11 protein-coding genes and 1 pseudogene are annotated in these 20,221 nt (G+C 47.9%); 3 read left to right on the top strand and 9 right to left on the bottom strand.

The window, feature by feature from the left end; all coding sequences use genetic code 11:
- Positions 1 to 220 precede the first annotated feature (220 nt).
- Positions 221 to 2,308: a methyl-accepting chemotaxis protein gene (locus BZG77_RS13065; protein WP_077647561.1), complete on the top strand. Its 2,088-nt coding sequence runs from the start codon at positions 221 to 223 to the stop codon at positions 2,306 to 2,308.
- A 102-nt stretch (positions 2,309 to 2,410) separates the two neighbouring features.
- On the opposite strand, the gene BZG77_RS13060 is transcribed toward BZG77_RS13065, so the two are convergent.
- Complete coding sequence (locus BZG77_RS13060; protein WP_077647560.1) at positions 2,411 to 3,238, bottom strand: MalM family protein; 828 nt, start codon at positions 3,236 to 3,238, stop codon at positions 2,411 to 2,413.
- Positions 3,239 to 3,301: 63 nt separating this feature from the next.
- The gene (gene lamB / locus BZG77_RS13055; protein ID WP_077647559.1) at positions 3,302 to 4,597 is read right to left on the bottom strand and encodes a maltoporin LamB; all 1,296 of its coding nucleotides are present in this window, start codon (positions 4,595 to 4,597) and stop codon (positions 3,302 to 3,304) included.
- Between the two features lie 364 nt (positions 4,598 to 4,961).
- Between lamB and glgX the strand changes: the two genes are divergently transcribed.
- Positions 4,962 to 6,974: a glycogen debranching protein GlgX gene (gene glgX, locus BZG77_RS13050; RefSeq protein WP_077647558.1), complete on the top strand. Its 2,013-nt coding sequence runs from the start codon at positions 4,962 to 4,964 to the stop codon at positions 6,972 to 6,974.
- A gap of 81 nt (positions 6,975 to 7,055) precedes the next feature.
- Here glgX and malG read toward each other — a convergent pair whose 3' ends face one another.
- The 3 genes from malG to malE all read right to left on the bottom strand — a co-directional run bounded on the left by malG (position 7,056) and on the right by malE (position 10,778).
- Positions 7,056 to 7,946 (bottom strand): maltose ABC transporter permease MalG, encoded by an 891-nt coding sequence (gene malG / locus BZG77_RS13045; RefSeq protein ID WP_077647557.1) that lies wholly within the window; start codon positions 7,944 to 7,946, stop codon positions 7,056 to 7,058.
- Positions 7,947 to 7,957: 11 nt separating this feature from the next.
- Positions 7,958 to 9,532: a maltose ABC transporter permease MalF gene (gene malF, locus BZG77_RS13040; RefSeq protein WP_077647556.1), complete on the bottom strand. Its 1,575-nt coding sequence runs from the start codon at positions 9,530 to 9,532 to the stop codon at positions 7,958 to 7,960.
- Between the two features lie 64 nt (positions 9,533 to 9,596).
- The gene (malE, locus tag BZG77_RS13035; protein ID WP_077647555.1) at positions 9,597 to 10,778 is read right to left on the bottom strand and encodes a maltose/maltodextrin ABC transporter substrate-binding protein MalE; all 1,182 of its coding nucleotides are present in this window, start codon (positions 10,776 to 10,778) and stop codon (positions 9,597 to 9,599) included.
- Between the two features lie 499 nt (positions 10,779 to 11,277).
- Between malE and malK the strand changes: the two genes are divergently transcribed.
- Positions 11,278 to 12,417 carry a maltose/maltodextrin ABC transporter ATP-binding protein MalK gene (gene malK / locus BZG77_RS13030; protein WP_077647554.1) on the top strand — a complete coding sequence of 380 codons (1,140 nt, stop codon included), beginning with the start codon at positions 11,278 to 11,280 and terminating at the stop codon, positions 12,415 to 12,417.
- A gap of 186 nt (positions 12,418 to 12,603) precedes the next feature.
- On the opposite strand, the gene glgB is transcribed toward malK, so the two are convergent.
- The 4 genes and pseudogenes from glgB to BZG77_RS14970 form a co-directional block, all read right to left on the bottom strand.
- The gene (glgB, locus tag BZG77_RS13025; protein WP_443216243.1) at positions 12,604 to 14,673 is read right to left on the bottom strand and encodes a 1,4-alpha-glucan branching protein GlgB; all 2,070 of its coding nucleotides are present in this window, start codon (positions 14,671 to 14,673) and stop codon (positions 12,604 to 12,606) included.
- Positions 14,615 to 16,801 carry a 4-alpha-glucanotransferase gene (gene malQ, locus BZG77_RS13020; RefSeq protein WP_077647552.1) on the bottom strand — a complete coding sequence of 729 codons (2,187 nt, stop codon included), beginning with the start codon at positions 16,799 to 16,801 and terminating at the stop codon, positions 14,615 to 14,617. The genes glgB and malQ overlap by 59 nt, the downstream gene beginning before the upstream one ends.
- Positions 16,802 to 16,924: 123 nt before the next feature.
- Entirely contained in the window at positions 16,925 to 19,375 is a 2,451-nt protein-coding gene (locus BZG77_RS13015) for a glycogen/starch/alpha-glucan phosphorylase (RefSeq protein WP_077647551.1), read from the bottom strand.
- Positions 19,376 to 19,976: 601 nt separating this feature from the next.
- Positions 19,977 to 20,221, bottom strand: a pseudogene (locus BZG77_RS14970) (hypothetical protein); the annotation flags it as partial.

Here is a 20,221-nt window from a genome sequence, read left to right as displayed (position 1 = left end):
GGGTATTACAGCCAACTTAGGCCACATCAGCATAATAGCGGTATGAGTCCGAACGTGGCAGAGGAAAAATACTGGATTAACTATAAACTGGTGGCCAGTTTTTCTTGACCACTACACACCGTCGGCGCGCGTTATCTGTTGTGCCATTGCTCGCTAGCACGACACCCATCGTCACGCCGCTCGACGACCTCCGAATTTTTTCTTTGTGCGGAAAGTGATTATGAAAAAATTGCGTCACCTCTCTATCAGCCAACGAATCAGCCTAACGGCCTCTGCAATCGTGTTAGTCGGTCTGGGTTTGGTCAGCACCATCTCTCTTTCAACTCTGAATACCAGTCAATCAGCAATGTCATCTCAGGTGACAGAGAACGTGAAGCGGGATCAGGTGATAAAAATGCAGAACCGGGCAACGGCACTCAGTGAAGAGATTCATGCCTACATCGCTTCTCCGCTCGATACGGTGCGAACCATTGCTCAGATATATACGTCAGAAGCGGAAAAGAATAAGTCATCACGGATCCTCGATCGTGATGATATTCCTAGGATCATGTATTCGATTTTGAAACGTCAGCCTGAGTGGCACAACATCTATACCGAGTGGCAAAAAAACGTCTTAGGGGCCGATGCCTTTTATTATGGCGACCCAACCAGTGCAGCGGATGGACGCTATGTACCGTCTGTATCGGTGGATGAGAACGGAGAAATGCGTCTTCAAGCCGCTCAAAACTTTTCAGAATCCAACCCTTGGTATCAGTGCCCGGTGAACACACAAAAAGATTGTATTACTGATCCAAGAACGGCTCAGATTAATGGTAAGACGCAAACGGTGTTCGATGTGACAACTCCCGTTTTTCGCTTTGATAAAACGGTTGCTATGGTGGGAAGTACGCTCAAGACCTCGCAAATCCAATCACTCTTAGCCAAACGTGCCGATAATGACGGGGAACTATTTGTTATCAGTCAAGATGGTCGGATTGTGGCTAGTACCGATCAGCACGTTCAACATGGCGCTGCGGTATCAGGACTTTCCTCTCCTGCTTACCAACCACTTTCTAACCTTCTAAGCCAGAACACAACAAACCAATTCAAGCAAACCGATTCGCACTTTTACGTATCGCAACCCATTGAGTTTGGCAATATGACCAAGACCTGGTCGGTGATGATTGTGACCCCTATATCTGCTGCTATGGCACCGGTGACGCAACTCAATCAAATGATGACCGAGGCCGAGACGCATATCCAAAACACCATCTATCTGGTAAGTGGTATCGTGCTGATTTTGGCGTTTATCATCATTCAAGTCGTCATCAAACGCCAATTGGCGCCGTTAACCAGTGTTGATCACTCCATTCAGGCGATTGCGCAAGGCGGTGGGGATTTAACTCAGCGTTTATCCGTCACGGGTAAAACCGAGATTGATAGTATCAAACAGTCAGTCAATCAGATGCTGGATGCGCTACAGTCGATGGTTGGCCAAATTCAGCAAGCAGGTGGACGCTTATCGGATACTTCAACGACGGCTAACCATGCGATCACCGATGCTCACCAAGCGCTATCTGAAAATACGGAGACCTTGCATCAAGCGGCGACGGCCATGGAACAACTAACAGCAACGTCCAAAGATGTGGCAACCAACTCTGAAGCCTCCAAAGAGAAAAATGCCGCGGTGGTGTCGTCACTGAATCAATGTATGGATAATGTGACCAACAACGTAGCGCGCAATCAAACAGCGAACAATGATCTACAAAAAGCCAACAGTTTTGTCAGCGAAGTCAAAGCCAGTGGTAGCGATATTGCCGCACTACTCGATGATATTCGTGGCATTTCGGATCAAACGAACTTATTGGCGCTCAATGCCGCGATTGAGTCTGCACGCGCCGGTGAAGCTGGCCGAGGATTTGCGGTGGTCGCTGACGAGGTACGCGCGTTAGCCCAGCATTCACAAAAGTCTGTCGATCAAATCGTATCGACGCTTGAAACATTTAACCAACTGTTAACGGATATTGAAGCGGTTATCCAGCAAGGTGAACACGGTGCCGCAGAGGGTTATCAAGCGAGTGTCTCCGTGCAGCAGACCTTAAACGAGATTGTTGATTTGGTACACCAGCTCGGCGATATCAATTATCAAACCGCAGGCGCAGCCGAGGAGCAAAGTGCCGTTTCGCAGCAAGTGGCCGAAAATATCCAAGCCCTTTCACAACGTATAGAGCAAACCTTATCGCTCAGTGAGCAAGCACAAGGCGCAAACCATACGCTGAACCAAGAAGCCACCACCATCCGTCAGCTGGTCGAGACGTTCAAAGTCTAATTCGGCGCTCTCTCTTGATCGTAAAAAGGGCACCATTTGCAGGTGCCCTTTTTATTTGCTGTCTAGAATCGCTATGTGATGAAACGTCACCGCAAAGCTCGATTACTGCCGATCTAACTGTGCTTTCATCGCGTCACGAAAGACTTGATCAGCGTCAGTAATACCCAATTGTTCGGCGTCACGTAATAAGCCCATGGCTTTGTCGACATCGTTATCTGCAACCGCGATTCGAATAGCCTGATGATAAAAATTCACGCTTTCTTTTTGCGGACGTACAGTAGCGGAGAGCGCTGGCAGGACGATAGACTGATCGCTGGTACGTGCTCCCAAGGCGGTTGCCTCGATTGAAAGCTTCCCGTTTAAAGCGCGCGGAACTTGAATGTCCCCCACTTCGGGTAAGTAGTTACCTCTTCCCTCTGCGTCCAATTTCGCTGGGTGGCTGACCGCCACCGTTTCATTAAGTTTGTCTTTATCAGTAAAAATAACCAAAAAGAGCGCACTGTCATCTACTTGTGGGTGAACTTTAATATTACCTTGCAAACGGTTTCCATCGGCTAGACGGGGCTTTAGATAAACCAAACCTTGATCATCAAGCTCCGCGCGACTATCGCCAGACTGGTTAATCACTTTAGCACTTGGGACAAAAACACTATCGTTTATTTCTGCCTCGATATTGATATCCAATCCATTTTTTACCATCGGTAATTCAAAAATAACGCCAGGGCTATCTATGCTATGGATATCGAGGACTTGTGTCTGTGTGGTGACCGCTACTTTGATCTCTTTATCCATCTCTAGCGGTAGTTTTTTCGCTTTCTCAATCTGCGTCACTGCCTCTCCCTTAGGTGCAATCTGATATTGGTTATCAACGATCGTCGAGCACCCATTAAGCAGTAATAATCCAGAGATAAATAACACTTTTTTGTTCATATAAAACACCTAAAAAAATAGCCGACAATTGTCGGCTATGAAAAAAGACAGTTTAAAAAAGGCTTACCACCAAGCTTCAACCTGTACGCCAGCTACAAGCTCATTATCTTCACCTGAACCAAAAGCGTCATCGTTTTCAAGGTCAGAGATATAGGATCCATATACGCGGATTTCAGGACGTGCCCAGAAGCTGTCACCCATTGCCCATGCTTGCGCAATGGTCAATTTAGAGTTACCAAAGTCTTCGACCGCGTTACCGTCATCATTGATTTTCTCACCCGCATTATAGCCAGCTTCGAATACAGTACGCATGGTATCATTCCATTTGTACATCGGACGGACGACGACAGAGAATTGATCAATATCGAGTGTAGAGGCGCCGATATCAGAACCAGCTAAGTAAGCGAGTTGATGGCCCATTTCCCAAGACTCACCTAGATTCATTACCCCCCAGTTAATCAGACGATAGCCTGTCGCGTCATTTTGATCACCTGAGCGGTCATAGTAAGTACCAGCCCCCCAGAAGTTAGCCGCTTGAACGCCATAACCATTGGTGCCGTACTGAAGAATAGTTTGATTAAAGCCATTATCCATGCCCTGGTGAATAATACCGGTAACCAATAGACCATCGTCTCCTTGAAGATCTTGATCGGCTTTTTCAACGCCAAAGTTATAAGCTGCCGCCAGTTCTAACTTAGCATCTGACCATAAATCGATATCGGCTAGGCGAATATCGGCAATATAACCATTAACATCTTCCGATGTAGATTCTTTACCAATCACTTTCCAAGTAGGTGCGGYAGACGTGTTGTCATCTGCATCTGTCCAACCATATTTATCTTTATCAGAAGTAATAGTCTGAGAGCCATTATCTTGAATCAATGCTAAAGACAATTTCTGGTCGCCAACAGATAGATTCTCAATACCACCACCGGTGCCGGAGGTATTCAAGAAGTAGAAATCGGTGATGTGGATATCTTTACGTTGATAATAAGTTTTACCCGCCCAAAGCGTCGCGTCTTTATCAGCCAACACGCCTTTTGCTTTTACGGCAAACTGAGCGACGTTGAAATCACTATCTTCCCAGCCACTTTCACCAGGCGCGCCCGACGCAATCATTGATTCAACTCGCCAAGTTTGTTCACCGGTTTTTAGCTCTTCCGAAAACCCAAACTCCGAGTAGTTGTCATTTTCGTTACCGAGGCGACCAATACCATTTTTATTGATAGCCAAATCACCGCTACCGGAGGCACTAATTCCAGTCCCTGCTCGCATGTAACCATTAAAATCGACAGCGAATGCTGAGGTGGCAGTGATAGCAGTCGCGACAGCTGCGGCAATTAAACTTACTTTTCTCATACCTTACTCCATAATGGGCCTTTTTTACGTGTCTCTTCACACCGGCAGTGGGTAGTGGAAAAAGACAATGTGTCCAAGGCTTAGCTTTCTTCGTTATCCTGGAATTATCCTATCCCTGAGCGGTCATTTTTGCGTCATCCGGCCGTGCGATTTCAGGGGGAGGAGGAGAAAGGAGGAGTGAGAGACAATTATCTAAACTTGTCGAGCTGGGTCACTGAACGAGGGCGTAATTGGTAATTATTTTTCGCTAAACAGGCCTACAAAACGTCGACATGATCACTATTAATAGATTTATTCTTAAAGGTATGAAACTTAATTACATACTGGGCAATCATCATAAATGTGACATCAGATTGAATTGTTTATGATTAAAAGCTCTAATGGCAACGAGTCTAATTTAATGGTGTTATTTATGTCGATTTGTTTTCCTGCTCCTTATTCATTAGGGGCTCAGTTATACGACTCAGGTTGTCGATTTACTTTGTACGCACCAGACCAGGACTGCGTGCATTTATTGTTGTGGCATCAAGGGCACCAACCTCAGCGGCTCGCCATGCGCGAATACAAGCGTGGTTATTGGACAAAAGAGGTCGCTGATGTGGTTGCAGGGCAAGATTACAGTTTTGAAATCTCACATAATGGCCAAACATGGTGCGTGGCCGATCCGTATGCGCAAGCGGTGATTGGCCCTTTAAGCTATCAGCCTCCTTATACACCATCGCAAAGTACATTACTGGCGCGCTGTCAAGTTGTAGATCATGCGCCATTTGATTGGCAAGGCGTGTCATCCCCTCAGCGTCCAATGTGCGACACTGTGATTTTTGAAACTCATGTTAAAGGGCTGACTCAGCAGCACCCGGATGTGGAGCCGGCGGAAAAAGGACGTTACTTGGGTTTAATTTCACCAGCGATGTTGGCGTTTTACCAAAAACATCATATTACTTGCCTGCAACTGCTTCCTATCACCGCCTGCTTACCCGAGCCGCATTTACTCAGCCAGCAAAAAACCAATTATTGGGGCTATAACCCTTATGTTTGGATGGCCCCGGATCCGCGTTATGCCGAAAAGGACGCGGTTAATGAGTTGAAAACAGCAATACGCGAGCTACATCGTCACGACATTGAGGTGATTTTAGACGTGGTATTTAATCATACCGCGGAAGGTGGCGACGGTGGACCGATACTGCATTTTAAAGCGATCGACCAAGCAATGTATCTCCAGGATAACCAACAGCTGCGCAATTATACCGGTTGTGGCAATACCCTTGATATACGCCATCCTGCTGCACTAAAACTGGTGCTCGATGCCTTGCGTATGTGGGTCACCCACTATCACGTGGATGGGTTTCGGTTCGATCTCGCCGCCACTATGGGGCGAGACGGCGAGGCTTTTCATCCACACAGTGCCTTTTTCCACGCTATTGCCCAAGATCCTATCCTTTCTACCGTCAAACTGATTGCTGAACCCTGGGATATTGGCCCCAATGGTTACCAGTTAGGCCAGTTCCCTGCAAATTGGGCCGAGTGTAACGATAAAATCCGCGATACCACCCGCAGTGTATGGCGTGGCGATCCAGGCAAGTTACAAGATTTTGCTACTCGTCTTATGGGATCGCGTGACTTTTTCAGTGCCAGCCACTGGCCCGATCATTTGCCGATTAACTATGTAACCTATCATGACGGTTTTACCCTGCAAGATATGGTCAGTTACGCCAAACGACATAACCACGCGAACGGTGAGAATAACCGAGATGGTCACGGTGACAACCGCTCTGCGAACTATGGCATCGAAGGACCGACAGACGATCCCACAATCATGGCTGTTAGGGAGCAGCAAAAGCGTAATATGATCGCGAGTATTTTGTTCTCATTGGGCACCCCGCATATTCTGACCGCGGATCTCATCAGTCACTCGCAACAAGGCAATAACAATGCTTACTGCCAAGATAACCCCACGAGTTGGCTAAACTGGCAAACGCAGGATCACGCTTGGTCAAATTGGTTTGCTACCATGATTGCGCGTCGCAATGCTATTGTGCCGCGCTTTATTGATGCATTGAGTGGCACACAGCGCCATTTAAATCAGATTGCGTGGCGCCATTCGAATGGCGATCCGATTCAAGATCACCAATGGCCAAACCTGCAAGCGCTCAGCTGTCAGATCACGCTAGGCGCGCATCACCCTGACGCGGGTCAATCAATGCTTATAGCCATTAATAGCAGCGACACCGCCCAAGCATTACGGCTACCGAGTGATCACCAATGGCGCATTGTCTGTGATACGGCGACCGATGAGACGACTGTCACTGCACCAGAAGCATTCCAACGCTTGGCAGCAAAGAGCTTCTTAGTCTGTATTGACGGTGATTGGCTTTAGCACAATATCCTCGACAGTAAAAAGGCAGCTGTTATCAGCTGCCTTTTACGTGGTTCTTAACAATCAATAGTGGGTTGAGGGTTACCCTTTCACGCCACCTGCGGTCAAACCACCCACTAACCAACGTTGTGCTAGCAAGAAGACACCGGTAATCGGTACCGCTGACAGCACGGCTGCCGCCGCGAAGTCGCCCCACAGGTAGTTTTGCGGATACAAGTACTGCTGCATCCCTACCGCCAAGGTATAAGAGTCGACATCCGATAACAGAATCGAAGCCACCGGTACCTCACCCACCGCCATAATAAACGACAGGATAAAGACTACAGCCAGAATCGGTACTGAGAGCGGAAGTAGTACCAGCCTAAAGGCTTGCCATGGGGTGGCCCCATCCAAAGCCGCAGCCTCTTCGAGGGAGCCGTCAATGCTTTCAAAGTACCCTTTAATGGTCCAGACGTGCAACGCAATCCCGCCTAAATAGGCAAAGATCAAGCCGCCATGAGTGTTGAGCCCTAAAAATGGAATGTACTGACCTAATTTATCAAACAAGGCGTAGATAGCCACCAATGCCAGCACTGCCGGGAACATTTGGAAGATCATCATTGCATCGAGGATAGTCTGCTTACCTTTAAACCGCATACGGGCAAAGGCGTATGCCGAGGTAGTAGACAGCACTACAATAAATAACGAAGTAATGCCTGCAACCTTCACCGAGTTCCATAGCCACAATAGGACGGGGAATGGTGGAGGAGTGACTGTGCCATCCGGGTTAGTCACCGAGAAACCTAGAGCTAACTTCCAGTGCTCCAGTGACGGATTTTTCGGGATCAAACTCCCCGTAGCAAAATTACCCTCACGGAAGGAAATCGCAATAATCATTAACAGCGGGAATAAAATCAGCGCCAAAAATAAGCACAGACCAATATGGGTTGCCCAAACGCGATATTTTAAGGATTTACCTTGTACCATTGCCATATTAAATATCCTTACTGCGTGTTTTTATGTGCAAAGCGCAGATTCACCAGAGCTAACGCGCCAACTAAAATGAAAATCAGCGTCGCAATCGCACTCGCCAAACCAAAGTCCTGACCGCCACTGCCTTCAAACGCAATTCGGTAGGTATAACTGACCAGCAAGTCGGTATAACCGGCCGGCTCTGTGGTGCCAATGCGATTTGGACCACCTTCAGTTAACAACATAATCATCACAAAGTTATTGAAGTTAAACGCAAAGGCCGCAATCAGCAGAGGCGTTAGAGGCTTGATCATCATCGGCAATGTGATGCGGGTAAAGTTTTGGATGAAATTCGCGCCGTCAATGGCCGATGCCTCATAGAGATCATCCGGAATGGCCTTAAGCAAGCCCATACAAAGAATCATCATATAAGGAAAGCCCAGCCAAGTATTGACCGTTACCACCATGCTTCTGGCCATTACAGGGTCTGAGAACCAATTAGGACTGATCCCAAACAGAGCCTCTAATACCATGTTGATTTCACCGAAGCTTTGATTATATAAGCCGCGGAAAATCAAAATCGAAATAAATGCTGGCACTGCATAAGGCAGAATAAGGAGTAGACGATAAATAGACTTACCCTTCAACTCTTCCCACTGAACAAGACTGGCAAGAATCAAACCAATAACAAGAGAAAAAGCGACTGACAATACCGAAAAGACAATCGTCCAAATAAAGATGCCAATAAAGGGCTCTTTAATTCCATCATCCGTCCATACGCGTTCGAAATTATCGGTACCGATTTGAACAACATATCCAGGTGAAACAGTATCGCCAACAAATTCGCCGGCATCGTTTACCGCTTGGTAATAGCCCACTTCATCATTCGGCTTAAGTGTGTCACCGGTTTGGTTATTGATCAGTGTACGACCATCATCTTGCAGGCTATAAAGCGGTTGAATGGCAGCAAACTTCCTTAAACCGCTCATSCGAATGATTTGATCATCGCTGCGTTTAAGTTCGAGAGCGCTGAGTGCGTCTCGATTTTGGATCACCGCTCGTAATGTCGCTTTTTCGCCCGAGACGCTGTCGACTGGCGTTAACGCCAGTGTTTGGGCTGGAAGGGCTGCAAAGTCAAACGGTTTGGTGGCGTAGCGAGCCTCCGGCATCTCCACCACAAGACGCGTGCCTTTATCCGTTTGGTAAAGAGAAAACGGATAGCTATCACCACTTTGGAAGGTACGCTCTAGCAATACCGACTGAGCGCGTTCGAAAGATAACTGGTTGGAGGCACTATAATTGGTAAGTGAAAGCCCCACGGTGTATACCAATGGGAAAATGATGAAAAGAATCATTCCCGCGATACCTGGATAAATGTATCGGTGGGCATATGTCTTTTTACTACCAAAAATGTACAGCGCTAACGCGGTTAACACCACGGTTAACAGGGCAAAAGCAGTTTCACCACGCGAATACATTAAAACGGTGGCATAACCGTTAATAATAGCCACAGAGGCCAACAGCGCCCATTTGATGAACGCTTTTGTGCTGCTGGGCAAAGAAGAGCCTGACGTTGTCATAGCTTGAGAACCTTGGACTGACTGCATAAGGAACGCTACTCACTTAATTCTGAAGTGTGCAGGGAGGACGCATCCCCCCTGCAGATAGAGCTTATTTAACCATCTGTTTTTCTGCGTCGTTAAGAGCAGCTTCAACGCTTTGACGGTCATCAACCACGTTGATAATTGCGTTTTTGGCTGCCGCCCAGAACGCGTTCATTTGCGGAATGTTTGGCATTACCTCGCCATGCTTAGCGTTTTCCATCGTTGCCGCAATGCGCGGATCTTTAGCAAGTTCAGCTTGATAAGCATTTAACGCCACCGCACCCAGAGGCTTATCCGCATTCACGGTTGATAGGCCTTCATTGGTCAGCAAATAGTTTTCAAGAAACTCGACGGCGAGTGCCTTGTTTGGCGACGCGGTGCTAATACCGGCACTTAACACGCCAACAAAGGGCTTAGAGGCCTCACCTTGGAAAGTTGGCAAGGTAGCCACACCATAATTAATGCCTGACTTCTCAACGTTCCCCCACGACCATGGGCCATTGATGGTCATCGCTGTGTCACCCTTGTTAAACGCAGCTTCAGAAACGGAATAATCCATATCAGAAGAAATCACGCCATCTTTGACCATCTGCTTCATGAAGTTCAGTGCATCGTGAACCCCTTTATTATTGATGCCCGCATCTTTGACATCATAACCCGTTGCGGTTTGTTTAAACGCATAGCCGCCATCAGCCGCCATCAGTGGCCAAGTAAAGTAGGGTTCTTTTAAGTTCCACATGATAGCCGATTTGCCTTGCTCTTTGAGCTTGGCATCTATCGCAACCACGTCTTGCCACGTTTCTGGCGGGTTAGGGACGAGATCTTTGTTGTAGATAAGAGACAGTGACTCCACGGCCACCGGATAACCGACGTATTTGCCTTTGTATTTGACCGCATCCCAAGCAAAGTCGACCATACCGTTTTTTAAACGATCCGACGGACGGATTTCTGTCAATAAGCCTGACTCGGCATAGCCACCGAAACGGTCATGCGCCCAAAAAACGATATCTGGGCCATCACCCGTTGATGCGGTTTGCGGGAACTTGTCTTGCAGGCCATCAGGGTGAACGACGGTAACAGGGATCCCCGTGTCTTGTTCAAAACGGTCACCCACTTCGGCAAGGCCGTTATAACCTTTGTCACCATTAATCCAAATGGTCAGCTGGCCTTCTTCGATATTCGCATTTGCACCAAATGAGCCAAGTGCAATCAGGGTACCGAGGGCAACAGCGCTAAGTGATTTATTCATCTTTCTATCCTTCTTCTACTGAGGTGTAGCACGATTCCATGGAGGATGAGCTGTGTTTCAGGCTCTATCATGGGTAATTCCTCTTCATTCCTCATCATCCTGGTCTCTACGCCCTACACCTATGCGAGCGAATTCGTGATCCATATCGCTCGTCACTAATGATGCGGCTCACAAAAATAAACTGAACGTGATCAAGTTCAACTAATTAGCTCAGATTTTTGTGAAGTACGCCCTCAAATTATTTTAGGTAGGAGAAAATCCTCCTCCCCGCCTACTCCCCCTGTAATAATTGATGATAGGAGGATGCAGGGCTAGCGCAGATAAGACACACTGAGTCTCATCAAAAAAAGCATGAGTGGTATTTTCCCTAGTGTGGCTAATTAATCATCAACGAACGTTAAACAAAAGCGGTAACGCTTATAACGACCCACATTGATAACATAACCACGTATCATGCAAATTGAGCCGAATTAATGAAAAGCGATTGAGGGCGAGCGACATGGCAAGTGTCACGTTTAAAAACGTTTGTAAAGCGTATGACAACGATGTAATGATTTCTAAAAACGTTGACCTAGAGATTAAAGATGGCGAATTTGTCGTCTTTGTCGGTCCTTCTGGTTGCGGTAAATCCACCTTATTGCGCTGTGTTGCCGGGTTGGAAGATATTACGTCGGGCGACCTTTACATTGATGATCAGCGAGTAAATGATATTGAGCCATCTAAGCGTGGCGTCGGCATGGTGTTTCAATCCTATGCCCTTTATCCCCACTTAAACCTCTACGACAATATGTCATTTGGTTTAAAGCTGGCAAAAGCCAATAAGGCTGAGGTAGATAAACGCGTGCATCAAGCGGCGGAAATTTTGCAACTTGGTCACTTATTAGATAGACAACCAAAATCCCTGTCGGGCGGCCAACGTCAGCGCGTCGCCATTGGCCGTACCCTGGTGTCTCAACCACAGGTTTTTCTACTTGATGAACCCTTATCGAATCTCGATGCCGGGTTACGGGTGCAGATGCGTGCACAAATCACCAAGTTACAACGTCAGCTTGGCTGTACCATGATTTATGTCACCCACGATCAGATTGAAGCCATGACCATGGCCGATAAAATTGTGGTGCTAGATGAGGGCCGTGTCGCGCAAGTGGGCAAACCGCTTGAGCTATACCACTACCCACAAAACCGCTTTGTTGCCTCTTTTATTGGCTCACCAAAAATGAATTTCATGAGCGTATTCATCGCAGATGTTGAGCCAACTCGGGTCAAAGTGCAGCTAAGTGAGGGGGCCAGTTTCTGGATACCGGTCGATGGCAAAACCGTCACCCGCGGTGATCGTATGTCGCTAGGGATTCGCCCAGAGCACTTAATCGCCGCCAAAGACGGTGATGCCAAAATCGAAGGAGACGCGACCATCGTTGAGAAGTTGGGTAACGAGACGCAAATTTATCTCAACCTAGAAAGTGCCGATGCGGATGTGATCTATCGCCAACTCGATACCGTTGAGATTGAGCCCGGCGAGAAGTATGCGATTGGTATTCCCGCTCACCGCTGTCACTTATTCCACAGCGACGGCCGCGCGTGCAAGCGTCTACACCGTGAAAACGGCGTGACCTTCATTGACGAAGAAGATGCGGCATAAAATGGCGCCTCAAAGATAATGATTAGGCCGCATACGCGGCCTTTTTTGATGGTTTCAACCTAGAACAAGGCGGTAAGCGGTACAGTAAACATAGCGTTGCAGTCTGCGCGAGGCGACAAATAAAAACGCACCAAGGATTAACTTGGTGCGTTCCTCGTTGGGTCGTCTAGCGTGGTTTGAAGTTATTCACCCTTGCCAGCGATAAAAAACCGTGGCTAGCGGTGGCAAATTGAGCGTCAGTGATTGGGATTGCTCATGCGCTGATACTTTATCCGTACTCACTCCTTGGTAAACCGGAYAACCACTGCCCCAAAATGCCTCATCATCGGAGTTTAATATCAGTTGGTAGTCGCCACTCATCGGTACACCTAGGTGAAAACCATCACGTGGTACAGGCGTGAAATTACTCACCACCAGCACTCGCGAGCCATCGTCGCCCAACCGCTCATGGGCCATGATACTGATATCTGCCGCATCTTTAACTCGCCATTCAAATCCTGTCGGATCGCAATCGAGTCGGTACAATGCTGGCGTCGACACATAAAGATCATTGAGGGCTTTCACCAGAGCCTGAACACCTTGGTGACGTTCATACTGCAACCAGTGCCACTCAAGTTGACTATCGTGATCCCACTCTGCTGTTTGACCAATCTCCGCCCCCATAAAATTCAGTTTTTTTCCGGGTTGACCATACATATAGCTCAAATAGGCGCGTAAATTAGCCGTTTGTTGCCACTCATCGCCAGGCATTTTGCCCATCAGAGAGCCTTTACCATAGACCACTTCGTCATGCGATAGGGGTAACACATAGTTCTCACTAAACGCATAAACCAATGGAAAGGTCAGCGTATCGTGATGATAGCGTCGATGCACCGGTTCTTCACGGATATAACTTAAGCTGTCATGCATCCAGCCCATATTCCATTTGAATCCGAACCCAAGTCCTCCCATATACGTGGGCGCAGACACGCCAGGAAATGCGGTGGACTCTTCAGCAATCGTCATCGCATTGGGAAAATAGTGATAAACCGACTCGTTCATCCATTTTAGTGTCGCAATCGCGTCGTAATTCTCGTTTCCACCGTCAGTGTTGGGGAGCCATTGGTCATGCTCACGCGAATAATCGAGATAGAGCATCGACGCGACGGCATCCACGCGTAGACCATCAATGTGAAATTGATCGAGCCAATACAGCGCATTATTCACCAGAAAGCGGCGCACATGATCTTTACCCATATCGTAGAGATGGCAGTGCCAATCATTATGCCAACCACGACGCGGATCAGGATCGTGATATAAAGGCGTGCCATCAAAGTACGCAAGCCCATGATCATCGGTGGGAAAATGCCCCGGCACCCAATCAAGGATCACGCCAATCCCTGCCTGATGGCATTGGTCGACAAAATACTTAAAATCATCCGGCGATCCGTAGCGGCTGGTCGGTGCAAAAAGCCCTATGGGTTGATATCCCCACGACCCATAAAAAGGGTGCTCACTGACCGGCATTAGCTCCACATGGGTATAGCCCATATCAACCAGATACGGCACTAAGCGCGCAGCAAGGTCGCGATAACCCAGCATTTGGCCATTTTCATCATGTTGCCACGAGCCAAGATGTAACTCATAAAACGACAAGGCTTGTTGATGCTTTGCGGTTATGGGTCGTTGCTGCCACTGATGATCGTTCCATTGATAAACAGACTGATCATAAGTCAGTGACGCAAACGAGGGATAAGGCTCAGCGTACGCCCCGTAAGGATCGGCTTTATGGGGTAAACCCTGTCCGTCAGGACCGGTTAAGGCGTATTTATAGCGTTGGTGTGTGCCAAGGTTGGCAATAAACCCGACCCAAAAGCCATCTTCAATGGGCGTCATCAAGGCGGTATCAGCTTGCCATTGGTTCCAATCGCCAATCACGCTGACCGATTGCGCATGAGGGGCAAAGACAATAAAACGCACTCCTTCAATAGGCTCACCGTTAACCGGCAAGGTCATAGGATGCGCACCCATGAGCTGATGCGCATAGCGAGGATTGTGCAAGGCCGCGAGATCGATGTCGTAGTGATCGGGGTGCGTATAATATGGTGTCATCGAGGAAGAGGAATGTGACACAGAAGGCTCCTTATAGAAAAACGCTCCATCCCATGCGTGTTGACTAGCACTAAGGATAGAGCGTGGTCGCGTGGTGATCAGGCGATCAAACGGATAGACGACTCGCGTGTAAGCGTACCCGCGAAAGATCCTTCGCCAGTTGATTTAACTCTTCGCGGCTAAACAACGTATCTAGGTTCACAGAGAGTTTACGTCGCCAGTTGGGATACTCATCAACCGTACCAGGGATATTAACTGGCTTGTCCATTTCTAACCAATCTTCAAGCTGCACACTCAACAGCGCAGATTGGCCGGCTGCGACATGCAATTGTAGTGCGCGACACAAATAGCCATCCATCGGCACATAACGCGCATCTGCCCCTACACCTTCCGGCAACATGCCATGCCAACGAACACTGTCTAAGATCCCTTGTTTCGCTTTTAAGCGATCATCAAACAATTGCTGAAGCTGTGCTTCGTCCGGATACAAGCCCAGCTCTTGACCCATTTTTAAGTCATCACAATGCCAAAATCCCCGAATGGTTGGCATATCATGAGTGGAAAGTGTTGCCATCGCTTGCTCGGTATAATGGGCCGGTGAAATAAATCCACCATCTTCTTCTGACGTTTCAAAGAAGAACACTTTATAAGAATGCACACCCGCATCGCTCAGCAACGCACCAATTTCGTCAGGCACCGTGCCTAAATCTTCACCAATCACACTGCATTGATGACGGTGTGATTCAAGTGCCAGAATAGCAAGCATGTCTTTTACTGGGTAATATAAATACGCGCCTTCGCTGGCGTTCTTGCCTTTCGGGATCCACCATAAACGCAACAGACCTAGCACATGGTCAATCCTTAATGCACCACAGTGACGCATATTGGCACGCAACAGTTCAATATAAGCATGATAACCCGAAGCTTGCAGCGCTTGTGGGTCAAACGGTGGTAAGCCCCAATTTTGTCCTCGCGGCCCCAACATATCGGGTGGCGCGCCAACACTGGCGTCAAGCACGAGTGGCGAATTATCTGACCATGTTTCACTTCCCGCATCTGAAACACCCACCGCCAAGTCGCGATATAAACCGAGCGCCATGCCTTGTTCTTCGGCGATCGCTTGTGCCTCTTCGATTTGGATTTGAGCAATCCACTGTAAATACATATACAGTTGGATGTCATCATGGTGCTGTTCAATAAAGGCTTGCGTCGCCGCATTCTCATAACGACGGTACTTTTCTGGGAACACCGGCCAGCCCCACATATTCTCGTCGTCTGCGCGCAAGTGTTGATGCAATGCATCAAAGGTCGCTTGCTGTTTTAAGCTGTCACCACCTTGCTCAATAAAGTCTAAGAAAGCGCGACCACGATGCGTCTGTTGCAGCAACTCCCGCTGTTTAAACTCCTCAAACAGTAACGGCAATACCGCCATCTTCAATGCGGCAACTTCACTATAATCGACCCAATGGGTATCACGCACGGCCTGTAATCGACGTTGAAACGCGGCACTGCCCACCAATTGCTGCGCTTTGGCGCTCAATGAAAACTCTCGCACCGCACTGACATCGATATACAAAAGATTAAGCCAGCGACGCGATGACGGACTATAAGGACTCGCGGCTTCAGGGTTGGCAGGGAAAAGCGCATGAATCGGGTTCAGACCAACAAAATCTGCCCCGCGTGACGCCAATTCACTGACCAACTGTTTGAGATCGCCAAAATCACCGATGCCCCAGTTATGTGGAGTGCGTAAGGTGTAGAGCTGAATACTCGGCCCCCACATTTTTTTGTGCGCATTCAGTTCAGGTTGTTTATAGCACTGAGAAGGCGCCATAATTAACGTCATCTGATAGGGAGATTTGCGGCGCTTTCGGTTTACAAAGAGACGGTGGTAGCCCCAAGGTAGAGCGCACGGTAAGCTAAAAACGAGCGGGCCACCCTCACTGCGTTCATCGCGAATAATTTGTGACTGAAGATAACCTTCAAAGCACTCGCCCTGTTCGGTTTCCAAACGCCAACTAAAATCACTGTCTCTGGCACTGGTGCCAAGGTAAAGCGCAATTTCAACCGGTTCGTTGTCTTGCACCACCTGTACGGGGGCAAGCACATCCGTTTTATGTTTTCTCTCCGCTGATGCCAACAACGCATCATCATGACGTGTGTCATAGCCAAGTGACGTTAATAAATCATGTAAAGTACTGTCTGGCACCGCCGCTTCTGTGCCCCAAGCACTGATATAACGGTCGGCAAGGTTCGCCATGTGTGCGACTGTCTTTAATGCAGATTCTTTCATCGCTTTCTCCGAGGGGTCTGCCCCCTTCTTTTATTGGGCAATATTGTTGTCATTATTATCAGGTGGCAAGGCGAATCCCTTGCCTCCTATCAGGTTGTTAACCCGTTATATTGCAATTAGCAATTAGCGTTTGATCGCTTTTAGCTGCCAAATATTATTAACATAATCACGGATGGAACGGTCAGAGCTAAACTTACCAACCAGCGCGGTGTTAAGAATGGCTTTGCGTGCCCACTGCGACATGTCTCGATAATCACGATCAATGTCATTGTGTGCGCGGACATAATCGGCAAAGTCAGCCAAACATAAGTACGGATCACCACTTGTCATCACGCTGTCAAAGACAGGGCGCAGCAATCCAGGCTGCCCTGGCGTGAAGGTTTCATCCAATAGGCTATCTAAAGCGGCTTTTAGAAGCGGTTGATTTTGGTACGCTGTTTCGGGTTGATAGCCTTTTTGGCGTAATTCGGTGACCCCATCAACATCTAAGCCGAAGATATAGATATTATCGTCACCCACTTCTTCACGGATCTCGACGTTAGCGCCATCCATGGTACCAATGGTCAAGGCACCGTTAAGGGCCATTTTCATATTGCCCGTGCCCGACGCTTCTTTACCGGCCATTGAGATTTGCTCTGACACATCAGCGGCTGGAATGATAATTTCTGCCATGCTTACGCGGTAGTCTGGAATAAACACCACTTTAAGCTTATCGCCAACGCGTGGATCGTTATTGATCGTTTCGGCCACCTTGTTGATAGCGAAAATGATCGATTTTGCCAGTTCATAACCTGGTGCTGCTTTAGCGGCAAAAAAGACCACTCGTGGCGCCATGTCAAAGTTTGGCTCGTTAAGCAAGCGCTGATAGAGCGAAATTACATGCAATAGATTTAAGTGCTGACGCTTATATTCGTGTAGACGCTTGATCTGAATATCGAAAATCGCATCGGTGTTAAGCGTGATATCGAGGTTGGATTTTACCCAGTCAGCAAGTCGCTGTTTATTGCGCTTCTTGACCGCCATGAAGGTTTTCTGAAAATCAGCGTCGTCAGCATATTGTGCAACCTGCTCGAGTTGCTCAAGCTGTGCTGGCCATTGCTCGCCAATTTTTTCACTGATCAAGTTTGATAAATCAGGATTACAGAACTTCAACCAACGACGCGGTGTAATGCCGTTTGTCACATTTTGAATGCGACCTGGATAAAGCGCATCAAACTCAGGGAATAAATCACGTTTAACCAACTGTGAGTGCAAGGCCGCGACACCGTTGACAGCATAAGAGCCAATCACACACAGATTCGCCATGCGTACCATGCGCTCACCTTGATCATCGATCACAGATAACACTTGCTGTTTGCGCACATCACCAGGCCACTTTTGCTCCACGTCTTGTAAGAAACGATGGTTGATCTCGAAAATGATCTCCATATGGCGAGGAAGAAGCTCTGCCATGAGCGATTCACTCCACGTTTCAAGCGCTTCAGGTAATAACGTGTGGTTCGTGTAAGCAAAGGTGCGGCTAGCAATGGCCCACGCTTCATCCCAACCTAAGCGATAATCATCTAGCAACACACGCATCAGTTCAGGAATGGCGATCGTTGGGTGAGTATCGTTAAGCTGAATGGTTTCATACTCCGGCAACGCCGCCAGCGCATGGCCGGCTTCCAAGTGACGGCGAAGAATGTCACCCACTGAGGCGGCGCTATGGAAGTACTGCTGCATTAAACGCAGCGTCTTGCCCGAATCATGGTTATCGTTGGGGTAAAGGACTTTAGTCAGGTTACCCGCATCAATATCTGCTTGCTGCGCATGGGTGTACTCGCCCGCATTAAAAGCATCAAGCGCGAACGGTGTCAGTGCTCGACCTTCCCACAAACGCAATGGATAAACGGTGTTACTTTGGTAACCGACAATGGGTAAGTCCCAAGGCATTGCCTGGATTTTCAAGCTTGGCACCCATTGACGATAGGTATGCCCCGCTTCCTCAACAACCTCAACATGGCCATAGAAACCAATGGTTTGAGTCAGGTCCGGACGGACGACTTCCCAAGGGTAGCCTTCTGGCTCACGCCATGCATCAGGCGCTTCTTGCTGCGCCCCTTGGTCGAAAGATTGGCGGAAAAGGCCATACTCGTAATGTAAGCCATAGCCAACTGCTGGATATTGCTGTGCCGCGAGTGAATCCATAAAGCAAGCGGCGAGACGCCCAAGCCCACCGTTGCCGAGTGACGGGTCACGCTCTTGCTCTAATAAGTCGGTAAGACCCAGACCGAGTTCACCAACGGCCTCAGCAATCACATCGTATAAACCCATGCTAATCAGGTTGTTGCCCGTCAAACGGCCAATGAGAAATTCAAGAGATAAATAGTTAACGCTTTTTGCCTGTTTGATCGCTTGATCGTTTTCAGTCGCCACCAAGTCGCCTGTTGTGTGCTCAGCCAATGCACGCCCTAAGGCAAGGTACCAATCGCGTTGTTGAGCGGTTTCAGGTGCGTGACCTAGCTGGGTCAAGTGTTGGACCATGCTGATTTTAAACGCACTTTTATCAAAGGCATGTTGCTGTTTTGGGGTCATGTCATAACTCTCAATAATGGAATGAAACCTTGATGGCTATTCATCCTGCCCAACTCGAGAGTAACAAACATCCTCCCACTCACAGTGACGGAAAGGAGGAGATAGCAGGGCGTAGAGAGCTGTGTCACACACCAACAGTGAGCCGCCTCTCATCAATCCTAGCATCCACATACAAGCCAGTGATCAACATCACGTTATGGGACAAAAAGCATTCGAAAAGCAGCATGAAAAGTAAGAAATCACTTTTGTTATTTTTGTGCGACAGCGCAAATTCTATATTTTCCAGGACACATAAATGTACAGAGCTATTTTAAAGGATAGCGAAAACAAAAAACTATTGTGATATAAATCACAAATATAGGGCGTAGATGCACCATTCTGGAGCAATCAACACAAGAGTGGAGAGAGATCATAGTTTGCTATCTAGGAGTCGCATAGACTCCAAGGAGGATAAAGCAGTGTCGCGCTGAGGGGCCGGCACCGTATTTGAGGTTAAGGACAGTGTGTTATGTGGATCCCATCAAAACTTACTCGACCAGGTCGGCTTTATAACGCCATATTGCGCCCTCGGGTGCTCGATATGCTACAACAAGTGTAGTGGTCAAGAAAAACTGGCCACCAGTTTATAGTTAATCCAGTATTTTTCCTCTGCCACGTTCGGACTCATACCGCTATTATGCTGATGTGGCCTAAGTTGGCTGTAATACCCGATTAAATATTTCAGTATATGCGCTTGAGCCTGCGAAAATGAACGGTAACCATAAGTCGGCACCCATTCTGTCTTCAAACTTGAGCCTGCGAAAATGAACGGTAACCATAAGTCGGCACCCATTCTGTCTTCAAACT

Source organism: Salinivibrio sp. IB643 (assembly GCF_001996105.1).
In the GTDB taxonomy this organism is placed as follows: domain Bacteria; phylum Pseudomonadota; class Gammaproteobacteria; order Enterobacterales; family Vibrionaceae; genus Salinivibrio; species Salinivibrio costicola.
This window is presented reverse-complemented; position numbering and strand designations above follow the sequence as displayed.